At 32.0% G+C, this 21,565-nt stretch carries 21 protein-coding genes; 5 read left to right on the top strand and 16 right to left on the bottom strand.

Annotation, left to right across the window (positions count from 1 at the left end):
* The first annotated feature begins 1 nt into the window (after position 1).
* The 5 genes from QBK95_RS17340 to preA all read left to right on the top strand — a co-directional run bounded on the left by QBK95_RS17340 (position 2) and on the right by preA (position 6,675).
* Positions 2 to 1,516: a sodium/proline symporter gene (locus QBK95_RS17340; protein ID WP_280935817.1), complete on the top strand. Its 1,515-nt coding sequence runs from the start codon at positions 2 to 4 to the stop codon at positions 1,514 to 1,516.
* A gap of 110 nt (positions 1,517 to 1,626) precedes the next feature.
* Entirely contained in the window at positions 1,627 to 3,009 is a 1,383-nt protein-coding gene (gene hydA, locus QBK95_RS17335; protein ID WP_280935816.1) for a dihydropyrimidinase, read from the top strand.
* Between the two features lie 57 nt (positions 3,010 to 3,066).
* Positions 3,067 to 3,933 (top strand): nitrilase-related carbon-nitrogen hydrolase, encoded by an 867-nt coding sequence (locus tag QBK95_RS17330; protein ID WP_280935815.1) that lies wholly within the window; start codon positions 3,067 to 3,069, stop codon positions 3,931 to 3,933.
* A 58-nt stretch (positions 3,934 to 3,991) separates the two neighbouring features.
* Positions 3,992 to 5,317: an NAD(P)-dependent oxidoreductase gene (locus tag QBK95_RS17325; protein WP_280935814.1), complete on the top strand. Its 1,326-nt coding sequence runs from the start codon at positions 3,992 to 3,994 to the stop codon at positions 5,315 to 5,317.
* Positions 5,318 to 5,334: 17 nt separating this feature from the next.
* Complete coding sequence (gene preA / locus QBK95_RS17320; protein WP_280935813.1) at positions 5,335 to 6,675, top strand: NAD-dependent dihydropyrimidine dehydrogenase subunit PreA; 1,341 nt, start codon at positions 5,335 to 5,337, stop codon at positions 6,673 to 6,675.
* A gap of 12 nt (positions 6,676 to 6,687) precedes the next feature.
* Here preA and QBK95_RS17315 read toward each other — a convergent pair whose 3' ends face one another.
* From QBK95_RS17315 to QBK95_RS17240, 16 genes are all read right to left on the bottom strand, one after another.
* Positions 6,688 to 7,371 carry a DUF6503 family protein gene (locus QBK95_RS17315; protein WP_280935812.1) on the bottom strand — a complete coding sequence of 228 codons (684 nt, stop codon included), beginning with the start codon at positions 7,369 to 7,371 and terminating at the stop codon, positions 6,688 to 6,690.
* 55 nt (positions 7,372 to 7,426) lie between these two features.
* The gene (locus QBK95_RS17310) at positions 7,427 to 8,269 is read right to left on the bottom strand and encodes a VOC family protein (protein WP_280935811.1); all 843 of its coding nucleotides are present in this window, start codon (positions 8,267 to 8,269) and stop codon (positions 7,427 to 7,429) included.
* Positions 8,270 to 8,491: 222 nt separating this feature from the next.
* Positions 8,492 to 8,809, bottom strand: coding sequence for a hypothetical protein (locus QBK95_RS17305; RefSeq protein ID WP_280935810.1), 318 nt, complete (start codon positions 8,807 to 8,809; stop codon positions 8,492 to 8,494).
* 152 nt (positions 8,810 to 8,961) lie between these two features.
* A complete protein-coding gene (locus QBK95_RS17300) occupies positions 8,962 to 9,843 on the bottom strand; it encodes a thiopeptide-type bacteriocin biosynthesis protein (protein ID WP_280935809.1) in 882 nt (293 codons plus the stop codon).
* Positions 9,843 to 12,077, bottom strand: a complete 2,235-nt coding sequence (locus QBK95_RS17295; RefSeq protein ID WP_280935808.1) for a lantibiotic dehydratase family protein — start codon at positions 12,075 to 12,077, stop codon at positions 9,843 to 9,845. Before QBK95_RS17295 ends, QBK95_RS17300 begins: the two co-directional genes overlap by 1 nt.
* A 20-nt stretch (positions 12,078 to 12,097) precedes the next feature.
* The gene (locus tag QBK95_RS17290; RefSeq protein WP_280935807.1) at positions 12,098 to 13,312 is read right to left on the bottom strand and encodes a lanthionine synthetase C family protein; all 1,215 of its coding nucleotides are present in this window, start codon (positions 13,310 to 13,312) and stop codon (positions 12,098 to 12,100) included.
* Positions 13,313 to 13,457: 145 nt separating this feature from the next.
* Positions 13,458 to 13,613 carry a hypothetical protein gene (locus tag QBK95_RS17285; RefSeq protein WP_280935806.1) on the bottom strand — a complete coding sequence of 52 codons (156 nt, stop codon included), beginning with the start codon at positions 13,611 to 13,613 and terminating at the stop codon, positions 13,458 to 13,460.
* 369 nt (positions 13,614 to 13,982) lie between these two features.
* Positions 13,983 to 14,162, bottom strand: coding sequence for a hypothetical protein (locus QBK95_RS17280; protein WP_280935805.1), 180 nt, complete (start codon positions 14,160 to 14,162; stop codon positions 13,983 to 13,985).
* Between the two features lie 189 nt (positions 14,163 to 14,351).
* Positions 14,352 to 14,507 carry a class I lanthipeptide gene (locus QBK95_RS17275; protein ID WP_280935804.1) on the bottom strand — a complete coding sequence of 52 codons (156 nt, stop codon included), beginning with the start codon at positions 14,505 to 14,507 and terminating at the stop codon, positions 14,352 to 14,354.
* Positions 14,508 to 14,657: 150 nt separating this feature from the next.
* The gene (locus QBK95_RS17270; protein WP_280935803.1) at positions 14,658 to 16,361 is read right to left on the bottom strand and encodes an AraC family transcriptional regulator; all 1,704 of its coding nucleotides are present in this window, start codon (positions 16,359 to 16,361) and stop codon (positions 14,658 to 14,660) included.
* Positions 16,362 to 16,586: 225 nt separating this feature from the next.
* The gene (locus QBK95_RS17265; RefSeq protein ID WP_280935802.1) at positions 16,587 to 16,745 is read right to left on the bottom strand and encodes a hypothetical protein; all 159 of its coding nucleotides are present in this window, start codon (positions 16,743 to 16,745) and stop codon (positions 16,587 to 16,589) included.
* A 206-nt stretch (positions 16,746 to 16,951) separates the two neighbouring features.
* The gene (locus QBK95_RS17260; RefSeq protein WP_280935801.1) at positions 16,952 to 17,113 is read right to left on the bottom strand and encodes a hypothetical protein; all 162 of its coding nucleotides are present in this window, start codon (positions 17,111 to 17,113) and stop codon (positions 16,952 to 16,954) included.
* 157 nt (positions 17,114 to 17,270) lie between these two features.
* Positions 17,271 to 19,007, bottom strand: coding sequence for a response regulator transcription factor (locus QBK95_RS17255; protein WP_280935800.1), 1,737 nt, complete (start codon positions 19,005 to 19,007; stop codon positions 17,271 to 17,273).
* A gap of 151 nt (positions 19,008 to 19,158) precedes the next feature.
* The gene (locus QBK95_RS17250; RefSeq protein ID WP_280935799.1) at positions 19,159 to 19,314 is read right to left on the bottom strand and encodes a hypothetical protein; all 156 of its coding nucleotides are present in this window, start codon (positions 19,312 to 19,314) and stop codon (positions 19,159 to 19,161) included.
* A gap of 209 nt (positions 19,315 to 19,523) precedes the next feature.
* Entirely contained in the window at positions 19,524 to 19,673 is a 150-nt protein-coding gene (locus QBK95_RS17245) for a class I lanthipeptide (protein WP_280935798.1), read from the bottom strand.
* Positions 19,674 to 19,841: 168 nt separating this feature from the next.
* Positions 19,842 to 21,548 carry a helix-turn-helix domain-containing protein gene (locus tag QBK95_RS17240; RefSeq protein ID WP_280935797.1) on the bottom strand — a complete coding sequence of 569 codons (1,707 nt, stop codon included), beginning with the start codon at positions 21,546 to 21,548 and terminating at the stop codon, positions 19,842 to 19,844.
* Positions 21,549 to 21,565 lie beyond the last annotated feature (17 nt).

The raw sequence follows: 21,565 nt of genomic DNA, 5'->3' as shown, positions 1-21,565 counted from the left end.
TTTGATTACAAAATATACCATACTATTTCTTTACTTCTCGATCCTTTTCATGATTGGGTATTTTGCCTCCAAAAGAATAAAAACAACCAAAGATTACTATGTAGGAGGAAAAAAACTGGGGTTTTGGGTTGTGGCATTTTCTGCCAGAGCCACTGGAGAATCTGCATGGTTATTATTAGGGCTTACAGGATTAGGCGCAATGGTTGGTGTTTCTGCTTTTTGGGTGGTTTTGGGTGAAGTTCTGGGCGTTGCCGTTTCATGGTTTTTTATGGCTGAAAAATTTAAGGTGTTGTCAGACAAATACAATTCTATAACTATTCCTGATTATTTGGTAAGCCGATTTAAATCCTCAACACATACCTTACGAATTGTAGCAGCAACAGCACTTTCTTTATTTGTTGTTATTTATGTGAGTGCACAAATCGATGCAACTGGTTCTGCATTCGAGTCATTCCTGGGATGGAATTATTTTACAGGAGCCGTTGTTGGTTTTCTGATTGTCTTAGCCTACATTTTTTCTGGAGGGTTTGTTGCCGTTGCTTGGTCTGATCTTTTCCAAGGGTTAATTATGCTACTTGGTTTAGTAGCATTACCAATTGTTGCCTATTATTCCATTAGTTCAGAAATTTCCATTTCTAATGAGTTGACAAAACTGGATCCTTCTTTTCTAAACATTTGGGGAGATGGCGGATTTACAATGCTCAATTTCTTTACCATTTTAGGATTTGCATGTATTGGATTGGGTTTTATGGGATCACCCCAATTATTTGTTCGTTTTATGTCTATTAAGGATGTTTCTGAAATTAAAAAAGGACGCTGGGTAGCCATCGTATTTACTATACTAACGGATTCATGTGCCGTTTTAATCGGGATATTCGGAAGATATCTCCTGACTTCATTAGATGCTAATCCTGAAGAAATTTTAGGAAATGGAGCGCAAAATGTATTACCCATGCTAGTAGAAAGAATCATGCCGCTCACCTTAATCGGTGTATACATTGCAGCTGTCTTATCTGCAATCATGTCTACAATTGATTCTCTTTTGGTTGTAGCATCCAGTGCTATTTCCAGAGATTTCTATCAACAAATTTTTAAACCTAACAAATCCGAAAAACAACTCGCTAATATTTCAAGAATAATCACTTTTGTTTTAGCAGTATTTGCGCTTATAATTGCGATGATAGTAGCAATTACGACTCCTGGTAGAACTATTTTTTGGTTCGTTATTTTCGGATGGTCTGGTATCGCAGCAACATTTTGCCCTACAATCATTCTTTCTGTTTTTTGGAATAAATTTTCAGAAAAAGGAGCTATTGCCTCCATGATAACTGGTTTTCTATCTGTGCCTTTTTTTAAATTTGGGATGACTTCATTAGATACTATAGGTGTTTATTTTGATGAACTTGGCGAATTAGGCCCTTCATTCATTCTAGCTATACTAGTTGGTGTAGTAGTAAGTTTAGCTACAACAAAACAAAAACCAGAAAATGAGCCACATACAGGTAATATTGATTGAAAAAAATTGTAAATTTAGAAAATAGACGCTCTTAAACTTGTTATTCATAGGCGTCAAAGAAGTTTTTGGATTCAAAATCCAATACATGTAAAATTCACACAAACAAAGACATGTCGATTCTAATAAAAAACGGACGCATTGTAACTGCCGCAGAAACATATCTAGCGGATCTCTATGTAGAAGGAGAAAAAATAGTAGCAATAGGTCAAAATTTACCATATAAAGCTGATAAAATTATTGATGCTTCTGATAAATTAGTGTTTCCTGGAGGAATTGATCCTCATGTGCATCTAGATATGCCTTTTATGGGAACCTATTCAAGCGATGATTATGAAACAGGAACCAGGGCAGCTCTACATGGAGGTACTACAATGGTAATCGATTTTATTCTACAAACTCAAGGAGATACTTTACATAATGCCTTAAAAACTTGGCAACAAAAATCAATAGGAAAAGCGATAGGTGATTATTCTTACCATATGGCAGTTACTGATTTTAATGATACTACTGCAAAAGAAGTTGTACAGATGATAGAAGATGAAGGGATATCATCTTTTAAAACGTTCATGGCATATAAAGGAGCTTTGATGATTGATGATGGACAGATGGTACAACTCATGAAAGTAGTAAAAAAACATGGAGGCTTGGTCACTGTACATGCTACGAATGGCGATATGATCGATTCATTAATTGCTAAAAATCGAGCAGAAGGTAATTTATCTCCATTGTATCATTATCTATCTCAGCCTGAAGTAACCGAAGCCGAAGCATCTGCTAGATTTGCAGACATGCTTCATTATACGGATTGTCCTGGTTATATTGTACATATGACCTGCGAAGGTGCATTAAATGCGGTTCGAAAGGCTACACAGCGCAATCAAAAAGTATTTGTAGAAACCTGTACCCAGTATCTTGTATTGGACGCGTCTTTGTATGAAAAAGATTTTGAAGGTGCAAAATGGGTAATGAGTCCTCCGTTACGAGAAAAAAAGGATCAGGAAGCTCTATGGTCTGGAATCAATCAAGGATTAGTTCAAGTGGTCGGAACTGATCATTGCCCGTTTATGTGGGAACAAAAGAATATGGGAAAAGATGACTTCTCTAAAATTCCAAATGGCCATCCTGCGATTGAACATCGTATAGAATTATTATATTCTGAAGGTGTACATGCAGGTAAAATATCACTTACAAAATTTGTAGAAGTTAGTGCTACCAATGCAGCAAAGATTTTTGGGATGTACCCTCAAAAAGGTACTATTGCTGTCGGTAGTGATGCAGATATTGTAATATTTGATCCTACAAAAGAACATACTATTTCGGTAAAAACACACCATATGAATTGTGACTACTCTGCATACGAAGGGCAGAAAGTAATCGGAAAAACCGAAACTGTGATTCTACGAGGGCAAATCGCTATCGAAAATGAGACCTGTAAATTACAACCAGGTTTTGGAAAATTTATTAGAAGAGGTAAAACCTCTAAAGTAATTTGAGTACCGTTCTAAACAACTTGTAACTCTTAATTAAACTACTCTTAAATGTTTTAAACTATGCCAAGAACAGTAAAATCAGGATTGATACAAATGAGTCTTCCTATGACGGAAGGAGAAGGCAGCATTAAGGAAATTATGCAAGCCATGTATGATAAACATATTCCATATATTGAGGAAGCTGGAAAACAAGGTGTTCAAATCCTATGTCTACAAGAAATATTCAACACTCCATATTTCTGTCCTGGCCAAGATAAAAAATGGTATGCCTCTGCTGAACCCGTTCCTGGGCCAACTACCGAAAAAATGCAGGTGTTCGCCAAAAAATACAATATGGTAATTATTGTTCCGATCTATGAAAAAGAACAAGCAGGCATATTTTATAACACTGCTGCAGTAATTGATGCAGATGGCACCTATTTAGGGAAGTATAGAAAAAATCATATCCCACATACCACAGGTTTCTGGGAAAAGTTCTTTTTTAAACCAGGAAATATGGGGTATCCCGTTTTTCAAACTAAATATGCAAAAGTAGGTGTCTATATCTGTTATGATCGTCATTTTCCTGATGGAGCGAGAGTATTAGGATTAAATGGAGCAGAGATTGTTTATAATCCTTCAGCAACAGTAGCTGGATTAAGTGAATATTTATGGAAATTAGAACAACCCGCTCACGCAGCAGCTAACGGATATTTTATGGGTTGTATCAATAGAGTTGGAGAAGAAAAACCATGGAATCTAGGTAAATTCTATGGACAATCTTATTTCGTCGATCCACGAGGACAAATATTTGCCGAAGCATCTCGTGATGATGATGAATTATTGGTTTCAGAATTTGATCTAGACTTAATTGATGAAGTGCGATCGACTTGGCAATTTTATAGAGACAGAAGGCCAGAAACTTATGATAAATTGACTGAACTCTGATATAAGTAATTTGTACAACAGTTAAACCCTTCTTTAATAACGCATAACAAATCATTATATGGCAGAATATAAAAGACCAGAATCTGAAGCGGAATTTGAAAAGAATTTCAAGCAGAAAAAACCATTAATGAATGATACTGAAGCTTATTATGAAAGCTCCAGATGTTTGTTCTGTTATGATGCTCCTTGTATACAAGCTTGTCCAACCCATATCGATATCCCATTATTTATCAAGCAAATACATACTGATAATGTAACTGGTTCTGCAAAAACTATATTTGATTCCAATTGGCTAGGAAATGCCTGTGGAGTCGTTTGCCCTACTGGCGTGTTATGTGAAGGTGCTTGTGTGTATAATCATCAAGATGTCCCTCCTATCCAGATCGGAAGATTACAAAATTATGCGACCAATAGTATTATTGATTCCAGAAAAACGATTTTTAAAGCTGGAGTATCCAACGGTAAAAGAATTGTTATCATTGGAGCTGGACCTGCAGGAATCGCTTGCGCATGTGAGTTAAGGACCTTAGGATATGATGTTGATATTCTGGAAGCTAAAGAACAACCTTCTGGACTAACAGTTCACGGTGTTGCTCCTTATAAGATTACCAACGAAGAAGTTTTAAAAGAGATAGATTACTTACAAAATCAACTTGGATTCAACATAAAATATAACAATGAAATTACTTCTAAAAAACAATTGAAAGCTTTGGAGTCTGAGTATGATGCAGTTTTCTTAGGCGTTGGTTTAGGAAAAACTGCCACACTGCATTTAGAAGGTGAAGATAAAGAAAATGTTATTGGTGCAGTAGAATTCATAGAAGAGCTACGTCTTAAACATCATAAGATAACAGTACCCGATAAAGTAGTAGTTATAGGAGGAGGAAATACTGCTATGGATGCAGCTTCAGAATCGGCCAGAATGGGCGCAAAAAAAACGGTTTTAGCGTATAGAAGATCTAAAGAAGAAATGGGCGCTTATGCTTTTGAGTATGACCTGGCAATTAGTGCTGGTGTAAAAAGTTTGTTTCATACAACACCTATTGAAATATTGGGTAATGACAAAGTGGAAGGTGTGAAATTTGCAAAAACACAATCCATAAACGGTCGAATACAAACTATAGAGGGTAGTGAATTTGTAATTCATTGTGATATGGTGATCAAAGCTACGGGGCAAGCAAAACTAGGAAGTTTATATGACCTCATCGATCATTTGGAAGTAGATAGTAAAACAAGAATACAAGTAAATAAAACAACATTTCAAACTACAAATCCCAAATATTTTGCTGGTGGTGATGCCATTAATGGTGGCGCAGAAGTTGTCAATGCTGCTTATGACGGAAAAATGGCTGCAAAAGGAATACATCAATGGTTACATAATTAATTCAGATACAAAAAGACATGATCGATTTATCAATAAATTTTGCAGGCATCAAAGCGCCTAATCCATTTTGGTTGGCTTCTGCTCCACCAACAAATTCTGGGTATCAAATCATGAAAGCTTTTGAAGCAGGTTGGGGAGGCGCTGTATGGAAAACCCTAGGTGTTCCTGTAGTTAATGTATCTAGCCGATACGGTTCTGTTAATTATAGAAACACTAGAATGATGGGATTCAATAACATTGAACTGATCACTGATCGACCTTTGGCTGATAATCTTCGAGAAATTGAAGAGGTCAAAAAGTACTTCCCTGATCATGCAGTAATTGCCTCGTTAATGGTAGAAAGTAGGGCAGAATGGGAACAAATAATAAAAGATGTTGAAAACGCAGGAGCCGATGGAATTGAGCTTAATTTTGGATGTCCTCATGGAATGTGCGAACGCGGAATGGGTTCTGCCGTTGGTCAGGAACCTGAAGTTTTAAAAACCATCGTAGAGTGGGTTAAAGACGCTGCAAAAACTCCAGTCATTACTAAACTATCTCCTAATATTTCTCATATTACGGATCCTGGATTAGCTGCTGTGCAAGGAGGAACAGATTCCATTTCATTAATAAACACCGTAAAAAGTATTGTCGGAATTGATTTGGACACATACGCTCCACTTCCTGAGGTAGATGGTAAAGGTACTAATGGAGGATATTGTGGACCTGCTGTAAAACCTATAGCTATGCATATGGTTAAAGATTTGGCTCAACATCCTGAAATTGGTAAGGTTCCTATTTCTGGTATTGGAGGTATTGAAACTTGGCGAGATGTTGTAGAATTTATATTACTTGGTGCAACTTCTGTACAGGTATGTACTGCTGTTATGCATTACGGTTTTGGAATTGTACGTGAAATGGAAGCTGGATTACGGCAATTTATGGAAGAAAGAAATTATAAAACAATTTATGATTTTGCTGGTAAAGCATTACCGAATGTTACTGAATGGAAGCATTTAAACCTGAAACATAAAGTAGTTGCAGAAATCAATCCTACCAAATGCATTGGATGCGAATTATGTTATATTTCTTGTGATGATGGAGCACATCAAGCAATAGCTTTATCTGATGATCGCACCAATAGAATCCCAAGTATTATTGAAGAAAACTGTGTTGGTTGTAATTTATGCTCTTTGGTTTGTCCTGTAGAAGATTGTATTACTATGGTCAAAAAAGATGATGGCACTCAACACCTTACTTGGGATGAAAGAAGCATTAATAATGATATACCTGTAACCTTTGATGATGATAGAGCTGGTGGAAAAGGGCATTTCGTTCCAAAACCAACGGATGCTTTAAAGGTAAAATCCAATTCTTAACAAGACATCAAATTATTTTCGTTCCCATGCTTCATAAAAGTAATGCGCTCTTAAGAACTTTGTATTTCTTAAACTATCCGTCATATAGCTTTTGCGTTCAGCATTAAGAAAGAGTCCTGTTTGATTTTCGTATTGCAGATTTTTAATATAACTGTATGTGGTACCGTGATGCACCATATTACCAACTAACCTATTTGTTTTTTGATCAAAATAGTACCACCACGTATTTGCAGGTGATCCATCATCATTAAAGTATTCGGCTTTCACTACATCCACTTTTTTATCATCTATTGTGTCTTCTCCTTGATATGAAAGCATAACATCTTTATCCAATAACTTATATGGCTGCCAGATCACATAGTTAGCAGCGATAATAGCTTTATAATATTTTTCTTGGAGCTTGGGATCAGTTTGAGGTACATCATTAAAATAAACCGAAACTTTATCATTTTTTAATACTACTTTTTTATTGATCGTGTCTTCCGTCCATTGTATTTGCGCTTCAAATTCAGAGCCGAATATATTTTTATGTTTTTGAACTATTTTCGTTTCGATATTCCCTAAACTATCATACAATATGGTAGTTTTCAAATAAGAAAGTTCTTCGGTATTATTCCACCTTTCTATGCCTCCATGAGCTTGTAAAGCATCAGATATTATTGTTGTAGCCGTAGTTTCTCTCTTACAAGAGGTCATAATTACTATGGAAAAACAAAAAACAAATAAAAAACATGTTTTAACAAGAACGATTCTACATTTCATTTTTAATCACATTTACACAATACGGAAAGTTCGAAAATCTATATTCTTTATCTGTTCTTCCTACAATAGTGGCTTCGGTTGCATAAACATTAAACCTTCTTGGGTTATCTGTATTTTCTCCCCAAATTCTCTTCGGAAGACATAATAACAACCCATTTTCATTTCCCATAGACCACCAAAAATTGCTATTTCTGGGATACACTTCTAATCCCAGATTATAATGAAGTTCTTGTGCTTCTTTTTCTTGGTCATCTACTACAAAGCCAATTTCGCTAATATTAAGGATATCCTTAGAAGAAAAATCTCCTTCGTCACCATTTTTTAAATTATGTCTGGCTATATATTCTAAGACATTACCTGCAGGATCTAAAAAGAAAACAGAGTGTGCATTCCAATTTCTAAAATGCCTTATATCATCAGGGAATTTAGGATCTCTTAATCTTTTAGGGGTTGGTATAAGCTCAGAGCGTTTCAGCTGCCATGCTCTAGCCTTTAGAATTTTATTTTCAGGAATATTAAACGCAAAATGATACCACGGATCACCTAAAGTATTATCTATTTTAATAAAAGTTATAGTAGATCTGCCTGCTATAAAAGTGATCTCTTTATTATCTTTCTCTGATTGTACAGATAATCCCAATTTATTTATATAAAATTCTTTCATCTCTATAATCGGAGTGCTTGTGAGTAAACGAATGTTGTGTATTAAATCTGTTTGAGAATTATCATATGTACTGACGGCATTATAGGGGAAATAAGTTTCGGGATGAAGTGCAATAAGCATCATTCCTATTGAAGTGTCTTTTACAAATTTTCTTCTTGTAATTCCCATTGTTAAAGAGATAGACTGAAATTTACGACAAAATACGATGAAATCCCAGTCTATTAACGTTATGGTTTTAGTATGTTTTATTGAACTTTAATAATCTAAAGAACTTCGGGTCACTCAACTACTAATTTCTTCATTTGTCTTTTTTCATTTATCAAGATTTCTACCATATAGATTCCGCTTTTTAAACCCGATCTATACGCTATTTCATAACTTCCTTTTCTGTTAATTTGACCCTCCTTCTCCATTTGCTTTTCTTCCTGTACCTTCATCACTGGATTTACCCGTTCCATCGGTTTCTCCTTTATGAGCTCCTGTTCCTTCAGATTCACCTCTACGTCCAGTTCCTTCATCACTGGATTTACCTGTTCCATCAGTTTCTCCTTTATACGTTCCCGAACCTTCTGTTTCTCCTTTACCTGTACCTTCATCTGTAGATTTATCTTCAATCTGACTAATTTCATCAATGTTCTCTGTGGTACAACTTATAGTAAATGACATCATTGAGATTAGTAACAAAATACTTTTTACATAATTTTTCATTTGATATTGTTTTAGTAATTATACAATCAAAGAAAACAACAACTTAGGTTCAAAACAACAGAAAGCACCCTATTTAATCCAAAATAGGGTGCTAAGATCTTAGTACTTGACATCACTACAAAACCCTGTTTATCAAATTTTTATAAAATGTTTTAGGTTTTTTTGAACTTTCTAATTCCCCATGCTACTTTGTATGTTCGATATAATAAATCATAGATTACCATTTCATGTAAACGGTTTTTAGATCTAAATAATCTATTCATAAGCATATGAATATAGCTGCCCATAAGATCATCTAACTGGGATGTATTTACTACAGATAAGACATCCTTAATTATAGGAGCACTATTTTTATTTTTTGTTTCCAAAACATCCAAAATAGGTGCGTAATCTGGGTTGTTTTCTCTTTTGAAACTTAAAAAACTTTTTATTTTTTCATGTTCATTTCTGAATTTCTTATCCATTTGCTTTTTGAGATTTTTATTCATCCCAAACTCAACTCCGAAACCTGTTTTCAATCTTTCCATCAACACTAGTTTTTGATCTTCATCATAGTCAAAATCACTAAGCATTTGATCTATTGCTCTTACACCAAATAACCATCTTAATTCTTCTCCTTCATCGCCATCAATCAAGTCCAAAAAATCAGTAATCATAATACTCTCGTGAAAAAAAAGCTCTTCAGATTGTTTCATAGTTTTTAGACCATATCTTTCTAGCTCTCTTTGATAGGTGTCCAACTGTATTTTCCAGATTAAATCTTCATCAACAAACTTTTTCAGTGGACCAGATAACGAATTAATAATCTTAGCAACATTCTCTGGAGAATTATAATGAAATCTAACACGAATATGATGTTTTGGGTCATTATATCGGATAAAAAACCATTGATCAATATTATTATTTTCTAATAAAGATGAAGCGACAGGTTTAATAATTTCAGTTAAAACCAGATCTGATGTTTTGGGTCCAGTATAGATTTTATAGTATAGCCATTCACTACCTACGATAAAAGATCTTTGTACATCATCCATTAATTCTGTGTGTTTTTTATTTTTTTCTCGTTAAAAAATGACATAACTACCTGATTTGTATATACATCTTCTCCTCTTTTTACTATTTCACCATCAGCATGCAAAAATTCTGAAAGTATAAATCGATCTCTCTTTTTTACAGTTGTTAATAGCATTTTCATCGAGGTATTGTTTTTAGTATTAATCAACAACTCATTATCACCGTCTACAAGAAGTACAAATTGTGGTAGGTTTTTATCTGTTACAAATTTTTGCAGCTGATTACTAAATGAATCTTCGTCACTCATGTTTTTTACCAGCATATCTACTTCAGACACTGAGACATTCCATGTGGCACTGGATACTATAACATCCTTATATTCTACTCTTGGTAAAAACTCATATTCTCCTGCAAAAGGGCCCCAATCAAAACTTATTCCTCCTCGCAGATTTTGTGTTTGCATATTGGCTAAAAACTGATAAATTGGTAAGGCATTGGCCGAAAAATTATGTGCATTAGTTAAATGCGGTACAACATTTTTATTATGTTTTTTAGATCTTAAAGTAACTTTTCCTGAATGATCTGCAGAGATAATCAAATCATCCAATAGCAATTGATTTTCATTGTTTAAAATTGACTTTGCCAAATATGGTATTTCGTATTTTCTAAAAGCAGGTCTCATAAGAATATTTCCAACACGTGATTCTGGAAGATGTACAATTTCTGCAAGAACCTTATCAGGATTCATTATCTCCTCTAAATCAATAATCTCCTTAGTATAAGCATCTAACTCCTGATCTCCATGACAAAATCGTCCTAATAAGTTTGCAGCACTAGAACCTCCACAGCTAGACATTACTATTTTTTCAGAGCCATCGATATTTACCAATTCTACCATACTCGAAATGGTATCTGGTAAATCTTCCCAATTTTCTTCAAAGTCCTCAAAATCCTTATCATCTATTATAAGAACCTTCTGCTGCTCTTTTATACATTCAATTAATTTTTTATGAAGAATTGAATGAATTGGAGACCATTTTACATCTCTAGCTGCTGCTTTTTCTTCTTTATATGGTAAGATTAGATCATCTACAAGTTCACTTACATCACCAGAATCTGTATTTTGCAAAAATCCAATTCCCAGTTCTACATCCAGCGCCTTGGATAGGGAAATTTCCCTGTTTTCATATCGCTCATGTAACGCCATTCCAAATCTAGAAATTAAGGTTTCCTTTGGCGACAAAGTCAACTTATTGAGTAATGACAGCCCTTTTTTTACTTTTCTTATTGTTTCATTACTAATTGTATTGCTTTTATGCAATAAAGTCATATCTGTTTGAAACATAAATTTTAGCTCAAAATCAGTTTCTAACTTTTTTAATGATTCGCTTAGTGTAACGTATTCTAATGCTGCATTTCCGATATTCTCATCAATATGGGTAAGAGTATTTGAAGTATTTTCTAGTTCTGAAATAAAACGTTCGGTACCAGACAGTTTTTTTAGCACTGGTAATAACTGATCTAAAAACTCTGGCCCAGAAACCGAAGGTTCGAGTTCACTAATTAATAATTGACTCTCAACTAATTGATCTATAAAACCACTTGCATCTTCTATAGTGATATCATCATCTACCAATAAAACTGCTAAATCGCTAAGCAAAGATCCTTTTACTGCATTGCTAATTATTTTTTGCAAATATTCGGAATCTTCTACAGCAACAATGTGATGTACTCTTCTACTTTTTACGTACGTATATTCTACGTATCTAAGTTGTTTTCCTGCTTTATAAATACTGGTATTAGGATAAAACAATAGTTGATCCCTTATTACTTTATCCTTTACAATATCTTGAGATAATGCTACCAGATAGTTCATATCTAAACGTGTATGACGTTTGTTTTTGGATTTATCTAAAAGCTCTATATGTGTTTTATCAGAAAACTTACCAACTGTGGTTCCTGCAAAAAGACCAAACGGTGTACAACGCGAAGACATTCTACTTATATACTTTAATACTGCATGCATGATGCGTTCTGATGCTGCCTTTTCTTTAATATGTCCTTTTAGCCATTTCTCAAATTCTTGGTATAGTGACGGAGATGCTAAAAAAATCGCCTCTTTTATAATATCATCAGAGCACACTTTTTTCAGCTCTTCTTCTTCAAGTGTCGTATTCTGAGTAAGTTTTTTATAGAAAGAGAAAGGAAACAATGGAGTACGTAACACATACTTTGGAAAATTCTTATAATTCATAGTTCTTTTCTACTTTGCTATTAGCTTATCATTAAACATTCGTCCCATTTGGTTAACTCTGGTCTTAAATAAGATATTATAGACAAACCTATTCCTGCGGTTCCTTCCAATAGATTAATTTCATTATTCCATTCTTGTAGATCTCCTCTCCATTGCATATATCCAGCATGTCCATTTTCATGAATATCCATTTTTAGCGCTTCATCCATCCAAAAATCTGCTGTTTCTTTAAATATCTCTTCTTTAGTTTCTTTAAACATATAATTAAAAATCCTAATTATCCCGAATACTCCATGACATAATCCAGCATCCTTTATTCTTGCTTCTTCAGGATCTTTTCTTTTTGCGGCATGTTTTAAAGTTTGAATCGCCAGTTTCTGGTATTCATTATTTTTTAAGGTTACTCCTGCTCTCCATAATGAGATCCCTAATCCTAAATCTCCGTAACACCAAGCTAATCTATTGCCTACATATTCGTTCATTCCTGTATATACCCAACTAGGAAATAGACAGGAATTCTCCTCAATCTCATATTTGTTATGTACAATAAAATCTATTGAACCTTGTAGCAATTCTTCAACAGCTGCTCTAAAGTCATTGAAATAATACAACCTACATAAAAAATTAATAATACTTGCCATTCCATGTGACAAACTTAGATTTGCTCCAATAATTTCCTCTTTTTTATTTAGTTCATAATCCCACCATATTCCCCGGTTATCCTTTTTAGAAGATTTTTTTAACGCAGAAATCAAGAACATCAGATATTCTTTGTATGTATTCTTTAGCTCATCAGATTTTGTATTTTGGTACCTTTTTAAAAAGTAATATCCATTACCAATAGCTCCGTGTAAAAAATCATAATATTCATTCGTTACATCTATTTTTGTAGCTTTAAAAAGATACTCATCTAAAGAAGATAAAAGATCATCGTTATCTATATCAATAAACTCCTCTTCACTCAATAATTCTAATACCCATCCTGCTCCAGCAATACCAGTACAAAAAGTTGGAAAAGAATATCCATCATTAATTCGTTGTATTGTTTCAGATATCATATCGACTCCGATATCCGCAACCTGTTCATTTTCCATATACCTGGAATAATAGAAATGAAATAAAGATATTCCTGAAATTCCCGAAAGCACTCCTACATGCTCATTGTTTTGATAATGGGTACTTAGTTGCAAATTAATTTGCTCTAATTTCTTTAATAAGCGATCTTCTTTAGTCATATTTTTTATAAGAATATATCAAAGCTGTCTATCTCTAGACAGCTTCAAAAATAGTCATGAATAAACTTGTTAAACAAAACTGATGAATTACCATAGAATACACAACAGAACTAGCATAAATCTAAAGCATTTCACTTTTCTAATACTATAAGCATTGTCCTCCTGGAGGATAACAACTATCCTGTGGTCTCCTGGAAGGGCAGAAAACAAAAGAAAGAAATCCACCTCCTTTTACAGAGTTTTGTTCTAATCTGCTTATCGTTTGTTTTTTAAGCTCTAAGTTTTTTAATGATTTTTTCATGATATTAATTTTAAAATAATACCTACTCTATTACAAGGTTTTCGGTGTACCCTTTATCAAAATCAATTGCTAACAACATTTAGATTCTGATACTAATGTAGATAGTAGTTATAAAGGATAAAAGTTACGCTTCCTTAGATTAGACAAAATAGGGTAATAAAAAAACTTGATAAGCCCTATTATAGATTAGGAATGAATGCTGCAATTATAATGCTTATAAAAATTAAATTATTTATCTCTTTGGGTCATCAAAAAACTAAAATTTCCCTAAGATCAGATCTTAGGGAAATTGAAATTTATGCGATCATACATTTTAGAACCATTGAACATTCTAAAAAATTATAACTTCATAAATTTTTTCTCTGTTAATTATTTAGCGTGACATCCTATTCCTCCTTGTGCTACTGGTACGGAGTTTCCACAAACATTAACAGAAACATTACCTCCATAACAACCAATAACAGTGTCACTACCGCCTCTTACTTTACGAAGGTTAAAATTGCTAATCGTCTGTTTGTTAAGCTCCAATTTTTTTAATGATTTTTTCATGATATTAATTTAAAAATACACCTACTCTTTTTAAGGTTTTCGGTTTGCCCTTGTTAAATATTAACAAGACTAAAGTAGGATAGAACTTAGATGCATAAAAACAAAAACACCGCAGTTTAGACAAACTGCGGTGCTAAAATCAAACGTATAATTTTTTGACTTCTTTCTACAAATGATTATTGATTTAAACTATGGACTGTTACCATCAGTACACTTTATATGAGAATCATAATATTCTTCTGTGGGAGAACTGCTACCTCCTTTAACCTTAGTCATTTCTGATACCGTTATTCTAGCTATAGTAAGCTTTCTAAGACTGATTTTGTTTATTTGCTTGTGTTTCATAAATAATTAAATGCGAGATATATATTTTAAAATTACTTCTGGGATATCATAATATCCTTTAATGAAATATAATATTTATAGGTTTTTAATCATAATTTACACACCGCAAATCATCTAATTTGCGCTTCTTATTTTACTGTAAATAATCCATTACGAGATTGTTTCTAATTTCTCTATATTTTTCACATAATAGGACGGATTAAGTCCTGTTTTTGCTTTAAAATGTTTATTAAATGAGTTGTCACTTTTATACCCAATCTCTTTTGCAATTGACTTTATCGAAAACGATCTGAATTTCTTATCATCTTTCAATCGCTTAAGCACATACTCAATTCTTAAATCTGTTAGGTAGTCATTAAAATTTTTGTCTTTATGAATATGAATAATTTTAGTTAGATATGTGGAATTAGTTTTTACTTTTTTTGCAACGGATCTTAAATTGCATTCAGATTTTAGAAAATATTCTTGTTTCTCCAACTTTTCCAGCCTTTTAAGAACATCATTTACTTTTTGATCATCTATATTAATCATTTTAGCAGCTACTTTCTGAACAATTTCTTTAGACTCTAATTCATCTATTTTGTTGATTAAATCATTAAATATTATCTTATTTGTTTTTTGCTTTTTAAAGTATACAAAGACAACTATCATTAGTAATAAACCAAGTACAATCCCTACAGTATTCTTGATTATATCCTCCTTTTTAATTTGTTTCTTCAAAGTGCTAATTTCCGTTTCCATGGTATCAGCTTCATTTTGATAGATTCTATTTACCGTTTTGTCTTTGTTTTTTTGATAATATTTATTCAATCTTACATACTCATCATTCCAAAATAAAGCCTGCTTATAGTCTTTTTTTGCTCTATAGCAATTTGCCAATAACAGGTGTAATTGAATAACTGGGACTTTGTTTGTGTTTTTATTTTCTAATTGATCAATAATTTTACGTGCATAGGCAATTGCTTTATCATATTTTTTTTGTTGATAATAGCTGCTCGAAATAAAATAACAGGTATTAACCATTGGAAAAAACTTGTTTTTGACAGCACCAGTATCTAAAATATGTTCTGATTTTAATAAATAAGATAGTGCCTGATCATAGCTCTTTTTATAATAAAAAACCATTCCTTTTTTTATATACGAATCTAGGAGTCCTTCTTTAAAATCCAATGATTTACTCATCCGTATTCCTTCATTTGCATAATAAAATACCGAATCATACATCTCTTTTCCTAGATAAACTTCGTTAATCGTAGTATAAATCCGCACATGGTTTATTTTATTTACAAATGATGATTTATCAATGTTTTTTAGCATATACCTAGATACTTCTAGCCCTTTATCTAACTGATTCATTCTTGTTAAGACTACAATAAGGCCTGATTTAGTTATTAATTCTCGATCAATATCCTTTGTTCTTTTTGAAATCTCAATAGCAGAATAATATGATTCTAAAGCATTTTGATTATCTCCTTCACGGAGATAGACATGTCCTTTTAGACTATATGCCTTACTCAATAAGGTATCCTTATTTAATTTTTTGGATATTAAAATAGTTCTATCCAAGTATTCTTTACTTTTCTTATAAGCTTCCTTGTTATAAAAAAAATGACCTAATTCATAATACTTTTTAGCGATGTTTATATCTATATCGGGATATATCAAAAGTACTTCTTCATATATGCTGGTTTCTTCTGAAGAGGAACTTTTAATATGTTCTACTAATTCTTCTAAAGTTTTATTTTGTAGATCATCTGGAACTGCCTGTTGAGCACTAGATCCGTTATTAATACAAATAGGTAGGATTTCTAAAAAAACAATAACTAAAGAAAAAAAACTAACATTAGAAAACATTACGAGCGTATAAATTAACTACTCAAATGTAATGATTCCATTCATTAATTAAGGAATTAAATACCTTCTTGATATATACAGAGTGGCTTAGGGGTCATCTATACGTTTTAAGCAAATATGAGCTTGCTCATTTCATTTATAAGTGAATGTATCAAAAACAACGATTTATAAAAAAAGAAAAGATCTTTCGTCCTTGTGAAAGATCTTTTCCATAAACCTATAATCTTATTTAATGTGACAAGGTATTTGTGTATTTGCCTGTACAATGGATTCACAATAAGCAAACTGTGATTGAAAAGGACCTCCTCCACCTCTAACCGTATTTTGCTCTAATCTACTAATCGTTTGTTTTTTAAGTTCTAAATTTTTCAATGATTTTTTCATGATATTAATTTTAAAAAATACTACCTACTCTGTTACAAGGTTTTCGGTATTCCCTTATCAAAATCGGTTGTTAACAATGCTTTGATTTTGAAGCCAAAGTAGCGCGTAAAACACAAATCAAAAAACAAGATCTCCTTAGATTAAACAAAATAGGGTATAAAAAAAGCCCTGTAAAAACAGGGCTAATTATATATCAAAAATAAATCCTAAGGTATTGTATTATCACAAAGATGTGGTCTTATAGTTTGTATAAAATTAGGGTCTGTAAACTGAGTACTTCCTCCTTTAATCTTACGCATCGAATTTTGATTAATCCTTGCTATGGTTAGTTTTTTTAAGTTGATCTGTTTGTTATTCTTGTTTTTCATCAATACATAATTTAATTCGTTCTTACTCTTTTATGGTTTTTCAGAATTACACCTGTTTTACAATTGTATTTCTTTGGAAATATAATTCTTATCATAATGTTATTCTAAAGAACAAACCCTATTTTGTTTAAATTAGGGGTGTTATTTAAGCAGATTTTTATATCTTTTTTTCCTCTACCACTCCAATGTTTTTAATATAATACGAAGGATTTAGACCCGTTTTGGCCTTAAAATGTTTAGCAAAAGAGTAATCACTTTTATATCCTATTTCTGTAGCAATGGATTTAACAGAAAAAGATCTAAATTTCCTATCGTTTTTTAGTCGCTTTAATGCATATTCAATCCTAAGATCATTAATGTAGTCATTAAAATTTTTTGCTTTATGTGTATTGATAATTTTCGATAAATAAGTAGCATTAGTTTTTATCCTTTTGGCAATAGATCTTAGATTACAATCCGATCGTAAAAAATATTCTTGTTGTTCTAATTTATCTAACCTTTTTAGGATATCCACCACAGTATCATCATCTATAATAATTTCTTTACTTTTTTCATTGGATGCTAAATTCAGGTCTTTTTCTTGAGTTTCTAAATTATCTATCTTTTCAACTAATTCATTAAATAATATTCTATTTGATTTTTGTCTCTTAATATATCTGAAAACAACAATAGCCAGTGCTAAAGAAATAATAAGTATCCCTACCAATAAATAATTTTTGGTTCTTTGTTCCTTAATTTTTTCTCTGGTAACTTCATCCCTCTCTTTTTTTAAGATTTTAGCTTCTCTTTCAAAAATTTTATTTACAGTTTTATCTTTATTTTTTTGATACTTTTCTTTTAAAAGTCTGTATTGGTTTAGCCAATACGATTCTTCTTTAAAATTTTCTTTTTTTCCATAACAATTAGCTAACAACAAATAAGACTGAATAACGGGTAGTTTGTTAAAGTCTTCCTCTTTTAAAGTGTTTACTGTAGTTTGCAAATGAAGTATTGCCTTATCGTATAATCCTTTATCATAATCACAGCGTGCTAAAAAATAATTTGTATTTACTTTTTGATGAAAATCACTCTTCAGTTCATTTTGGTTTAAAAGTTCCTTAGCCTTAAATAACTCCTCTTGGGATTTAGTGCAGTTTCCTTTATAATAAAAAGCTGTTCCTCTTTTAACATATAAATCTGTTATTCCTTCTTTAAAACCTAAAGAATCACCAATTCTAATTCCTTCATTAGCATAGTACAGTACAGAATCATATTGCTCTGCTGTCAAAAACACTTCATTAATAGTGCTTAACAACCTTACATGGTTTTTCTTGTTTTTATATGATGATCTTTTTACGTCTTCTATTATATTTCGGGAAACTTCTATAGCTTTATCTAATTGATTCATGTTGCTTAAAACTACCATTAAGCCTGAATTCGCTATTATTTCACGGTTTAGATCACCCTGTTTTTTTGAGATATCCAGTGCCAAATTATAAAGCTCAAATGCTTTTTGCTGCTCTCCGTCTAACATAAATGCGTTAGCCTTTATTAAGGAGGCTACACATACAGCTTCATTATTTTTTGATTGCCTGGCTTCTTCAATTACGATATTGAGGTATTTATGGCATTTCTTATAGTTGCCTTCAAAATAAAAGCGCCTTCCTAACTCTAGATATAATGGGACATTTATCTTACTACTATACTTATGTTGAATGATATTTTCGTAAAAAAATGCTTCACCCATATTTGCATTTTTTACATACTTAGTAAGCTCTTCTGGAGTTTTATTTTGTAGACTATCTGGTACACCAAGGCTAGTTTCCTGAGCTTGCACTTTTGAAATCGTTAGCGTAACAATTGATATAAGAAGAAGTAGATATAATGATAAACCTTTTGTTGTAGAAAAAATCATTCTATTGGACGTGTAGTATAGATTCCAAATGTACTGATTCTTTCTCAACTGTTTTTTTAGTTGAAATGAAAATGCAATCTTACATACTCTGAGGTACAATTAAAAAACAAAATCCCCGAAGTAAAAACCTCAGGGAATGTTTGTTACATTATTAGTGTCTCATACATACAGGCACTCCATTTGTGCCTGTTCTAGCAGTATTACCGCATAGGTAACCCGTTGCTAGATTTCCACCTTTCACCTTATTAAGACTTAAATTGCTTATTTTTTGTTTGTTAAGCTCTAAATTTTTTAATGATTTTTTCATTATATAGTTTTTAAAAATACACCTACTCTATACAAAGGTTTTCGGTTACCCCTTATCAAAAATCAGTTGTCGACACTTCTTTGATTTTGATACTAAAGTAGATTGGAAATAAGTTGATAAAAAACAAAACAACCCTGTTTTATCTAAAACAGGGTTGTAAAAATACCTTGTTAAATATTCAAGGTTTTTATTCTATAATTTCTAGTTAATCAATCATCCGCTAGACAAGGTTTATCATTTGTATGCCTAGTGCCTGAAGGTAAGCTGCTTCCACCTTTGATGTGGTTCATAGCATTTACATTGATTCTAGCAATAGTTAGTTTTTTTAAGCTGAATTTGTTTTTTTGTTGTTGCTTCATAAACAATATAATTTAGTTTATACTTCTTACTCTTTTATGGGTTTTCAGAATCCCCCATATATATTCTTATTGAAATATATTTTTTCTGGAGCACTAATCACAATACACCTACCCTTTATTAGACAAAAACGGGTTGTTTTTTATATACTTTTAGTAATCTTATTTTTCTTATTGTAGCTTTTCTATATTCTTGATATAATACGATGGGTTTAAGCCTGTTTTTGCTTTAAAACGTTTTGCAAAAGCATCATCACTTTTATACCCTACTTCTGCAGCAATAGATTTGACAGAAAACGCTCTGAATTTTTTATCATTTTTTAATCGCTGTAACGCATACTCAATCCTTAAATCGGTCAGGTAATCATTAAAATTCTTACCCTTATGAATATGAATAATTTTAGTTAAATAAGTTGAATTAGTTTTTACCTTTTTTGCAGTTGTTCTTAAATTACATTCAGATTTTAAAAAATATTCTTGACGCTCTAACTTATCCAAACCTTTAAGCACCTCATTGATTTTATCATCATCAATTACAATTGCTGTACTACTCTTTTTTGTTTCTTTTTTATATTTTTCTAATTCTAAAAGCTTAACTTTTTCAAGTAATTCTAAGAACACTATTTTATTAGATTGTTGCTTTTTATAATACCTATATCCTATAAGTAGTAACCCCAAAGAAATTGTAACCGAAGTGATTAACAAATAGCTTACGACGCTTTCTTTACTTTTCAATTGTGTTATTTCTTCCTCAAATTTCTCCGTTTCTCTTTCATAAATTGTATCTACTGTCTTGTCTTTATCTTCTTGATACTTACTATTTAATTTCACATATATACTTTCCCAATAATGAGCTTCCTCGTAATCTTTCTTTTTAAAATAACAATTGGCCAATAACAGATGTGATTGGATTACGGGTAGTTTACTTAAATCATTTACCTTTATGAAACCCATTGTTTGACATAAATAAAAAATTGCTCTATCATATTGTTCTTGTTCATAATAACAAGCTGCTTTATAATAATTGGCTTTCACCTTTGGAAATAACTCATTATCAATTTCATAACCCTCCAAAAGATCTTTAGCTCTCTCTAAGTTATCAAAAGCCAGATTAAAGTCTTTTTTGTAATAATAGACAATCCCTTTTTTAATATATAAATCTACAAGACCTTCTTTATAGTCAAGCGATTTGCTCATATTAATGCCTTTATTCGCATAATATAATACAGAGTCATATTGTTTCTTATCTAAGTATACCTCATTGACATTGGTAAGTATTGCAACATGATCGATCCCGTTTTTAAAAGAGGTTTTATCAATAGACTGCAGCATTTCTTTTGAAATTTCTAAAGCTTTATCTAATCGATTCATTTTATGTAATACCAGTACAAGGCCTGAATTTGCTATTATCAAATTTTCTAGATTTTCTTCTTTTTGTGCAATTCTTTCTGCTTTGTGATAATTGTCAAATGAATTCTGATGTTTTCCTTCTCTAAGAAATGTAGCTCCATTTAATATATAGCTCCAAAATAACAGGTATTTATTATCTTGCTCCTCTCCTATTTCATGAACTTTATTTGAATATTTAATACTTCTTTTAAAATCTTCTTTTCGGTAAAAAAAAAATCCCAATCGAAGATATAGCTTGGCACTAACTGAATCATTCTTATGAAAACCTTCTAACATTTTTTCATAAAACTCTCTGTCTGAAGCATCAGAAGACTTAATCAAATCCACCAGTTCTTCTGGTGTTTTATGTATTAGACTATCGGGTATATTAAAATTTGATTCTTGTGCATCAATATTTGAGGCTATTGAAGAAAGAAATACGAAAAAAAGGATATGATATAAAAGTAACTGTTTTTTAAAAAAAATCATGTAGATCGATGTGAAGT

The sequence above is a fragment of the Aquimarina mycalae genome (assembly GCF_029906345.1).
Lineage (GTDB): Bacteria > Bacteroidota > Bacteroidia > Flavobacteriales > Flavobacteriaceae > Aquimarina.
Note: the sequence above shows the minus strand (reverse complement) of the source record. Positions and strands in the feature narration are given on the sequence as shown.